At 35.8% G+C, this 3432-nt stretch carries 3 protein-coding genes; all 3 read right to left on the bottom strand.

All coding sequences use genetic code 11. The features are described from left to right. Positions 1-2: 2 nt before the first annotated feature. Genes ACW2QF_RS18775 through ACW2QF_RS18765 form a run of 3 tightly spaced genes read right to left on the bottom strand, consistent with a single transcriptional unit; the run spans position 3 to position 3157 of the window. The gene (locus tag ACW2QF_RS18775; protein ID WP_455717544.1) at positions 3-581 is read right to left on the bottom strand and encodes a 3'-5' exonuclease; all 579 of its coding nucleotides are present in this window, start codon (positions 579-581) and stop codon (positions 3-5) included. A gap of 41 nt (positions 582-622) precedes the next feature. Next, positions 623-1321 (bottom strand): endonuclease III, encoded by a 699-nt coding sequence (gene nth, locus ACW2QF_RS18770; protein ID WP_455717543.1) that lies wholly within the window; start codon positions 1319-1321, stop codon positions 623-625. A 24-nt stretch (positions 1322-1345) separates the two neighbouring features. Then, positions 1346-3157, bottom strand: a complete 1812-nt coding sequence (locus ACW2QF_RS18765) for a B12-binding domain-containing radical SAM protein (RefSeq protein ID WP_455717542.1) — start codon at positions 3155-3157, stop codon at positions 1346-1348. Positions 3158-3432: the final 275 nt, after the last annotated feature.

The following is a 3432-nucleotide window of genomic DNA, read 5'->3' as shown; positions in this document are numbered from 1 at the left end:
TCTCAATTTGTGATACTTTCTTCCTTCTTTATCTTGTAACTAATCGGTTTTGCTAGGAATGCTTCTTGATTATTTCCTCCAAATTTATTGTACATCTTTTCATACAATTCTGCACATGCTTTTGCATCATCAAATGCCCTGTGTGCATGCTCATTAATTATTTCGTAGTGCAAGCACATCGCCCCTAGTGAACGACTTTCTAACTCTGGGTGTAATTTCTTTGCAAGATATAGCGTATCAATTGCATTATTATCAAAGCTTCTCTTTTGCTTATACGCATGTACCTTTAGGAAACTATAATCAAATCGAACGTTATGCCCTATGATATCCTCTGTTCCAAGAAACTCAAGAAACTCTGGTAATACTTCTTCACAAGAGCGTTCATTCTCAAGCATCGAATTCGTAATACCAGTAATCTCTGTGATTCTTGAAGATACCATAGACCTTGGCTTGATCAAAGAGGAGTATACCATAGTAGGTACTCCATCTTCATATCTTACCGCTCCAATTTCAATAATCTCGTCTTGTTCAGGGTTTAAACCTGTTGTTTCTATATCAAGTGCTACGTAATTTCTACTCATTACTGCCTCCCTTCACTGCATAATACTTAGGCACCAAACTATTACTTCTTTGTTTTTACATTAACTTTAGATTGGCCCTTTGTTTTTGAAGATTTACCCGCCTTACATAAATCTTGAAGGAAGCACTCACTACATTGTGGATTTCTTGCTGTACATATACCTCTTCCATGTGTAATGATTTGTATATTATACAAAATCCAATGGTCTTTTGGTAGTACCTCCATAAGGTCAAATTCAATCTTCTCTGGATCCTCTTCTTTCGTAAAGCCTAATTTTTGTGAAATTCGCTTCACATGGGTATCTACAACAATACTAGGTTCATTGTATATATTTCCACGAATTACATTGGCTGTCTTTCTTCCAACACCAGCAAGTGAGGTGAGTTCCTCAATTGATCTCGGGACTTCACCACCATACTCTAAGATTATCTTATTTGCACAAGCAATGATATTCTTTGCTTTATTGTGATAAAAACCTGTAGAATGAATGTCCTTTTCTAGTTCCTTTAAATCTGCTTTTGCAAAATCTTCTAAAGACAGATACTTTTTGAACAAATCCTTTGTAACAACATTTACTCGCTCATCCGTACATTGTGCACTAAGCATTGTTGCAATTAATAACTGCCAAGCATTCTCATGATTTAGATAACACTTATACTCACGAGTGTATGTCATATCAAGCCTATCAAGAATCTGCCCAATTCTTTCTCTCTCTGCCTTTGTTATTCTTCTCTTTGCCATAAACCTTACCTATCTTTCTAAACCTTACTTATCTTTGAAACACAACTCAGTATCACTTATTTTCTTAAATCTATAAGTAGTTGCTGCATGATCAAGAGGATTTCTATTCTTATAGTCAAACAGTATATATTCTTCTCTTTCTACAGCTTGTCCTGTTCTTGCAGATTCAACTATATCATAAGTAAATTTCTCCATATGGGCCAGCCTACTAATTTGTTTTCCCGTATAATCTTCATAACCTTGTAGATAGGATTTAACCGACTCTTCTACAAAGAAATGATGGAAAATCTCACGCTCTACCTCCTTAGACGATAAGAAATCTGGTTTACTCTTAAGATTTTCTCTTAGATATAAATCATATAAAAGGATTGCTTCTAAGACATTACTATCAAATATATGACCGATATTCTCACTCATTTTCTCACTTTGTGTTAGTCCTCTCATAAATCGAAGCAGGATTTCATAACGGCTCATTCTCGTGTGACTCATGCTATTTAGTCCTTGTTCTTCATAGAAGCGCCCAATTTCTTGATAGAAATCAAAAGGTGTTTCAAAGAAATGTTCCAAATACTGAATACTGTACATGAACTGACCACTATTATGATAAACTTCAACCATGTCTTCGACCTGTTTTAATTGTAGCACTTCATCATAAGATAGCCAATCCGTAAAAAGTACCTCATATGGGGCATGATTTTTATAAGTGATACAACCTTGCTTACTAAACTCATGCATTGCAGAACCCTTAAGCACTTTCAAAAATCCTAACTGTAACTGATTTGGTCGCATGGAATACACTTCATTAAAAGAAGTACGGAAAGATTCATAACCTTCATAAGGAAGCCCCGCAATTAGATCTAGATGTTGATGAATATTCAATCCGCCATTCACACGGTCTACTGCTTTCCTTAGTTTGTCCAAGTCCATCTTACGATTAATTGCATGAATTGTCTCGTCGTTGGTTGATTGCACTCCAATCTCAAGCTGTACTAACCCTTGTCTCATACTCGATAAGACTTCTAATTCATCTTCTGTTAGAATATCTGCTGATATCTCAAAATGAAAATTCGTGATACCATTATCATTCTCATGAATAAATCTCCAAATCGCTAACGAATGTGCACGATTACAGTTAAAGGTTCTATCAACGAATTTTACTTGCGGTACCTTATTATCTAAGAATACTTTTAGTTCTCGTAATACCAAATCGATGTTACGCAGACGTACTTTCTTATCAATGGAAGACAAGCAATAACTACATGAGTACGGACAACCACGACTGGATTCATAATAGATGATCTTATTCTTAAACTCCTCTATATTCTCATAAGGGAATGGAACGGTACTTAAATCTAATTGTTCTCTATGTTGATTAAGCTTAACTTCTCCCCCCTGAGATATATTTTCTCGATACGCAATTCCTTTAATATCTTCAAGTTTACCTTGTCCATCTACATAATGTTCCATCAGCTGTAAGAAGGTTTCCTCCCCCTCACCAACCATGATTCCTGTAAGATAAGGCAAACGTTCCATTCTTTCTTCTGCATCATACGAAACTTCTGGTCCACCTAGCCAGATTTCCATATTGGGTAATAGCTTATGCAATTCTGCTGCCACGTCTTCTACCATCTCTATATTCCAAATATAACAAGATAACGCTAGTACATCTGGTTTTCTCTTATAAATTTCCTGGATAATATAATCTGTATAATGATTTATGGTAAACTCAGCTAGTTCAATATAGTCTTCGTATTTCTTTGCATACGACTTCAAACAATACACTGCTAAGTTAGAATGTATATATTTTGCATTAATAGCCGTTAGTAACACTTTCATAATTACCTTACTCCTTTTATATTAGGTTGAATGCAAAACTCTTTTTAGGTTTTCATAGCTTCTTAGCTGACGTACTATGACACGAAACACGCTACACAACTAAGTACTTCTAAGTGTGTACGGAGGATGTATCAAAATGGTATGGAACCGCCTTCGATTCGGCATCCTGCCTCAGCTCAGGCTTGCTCGGCTTCCATGCCTCACATTCCTTGGTTATGCAGTACACACTAAGAAGTACTATAGATGTTACGCTATCGTTTCTTAGTCATAGTACG

It is taken from the genome of Anaerosporobacter sp., from assembly GCF_965301125.1.
This window is presented reverse-complemented; position numbering and strand designations above follow the sequence as displayed.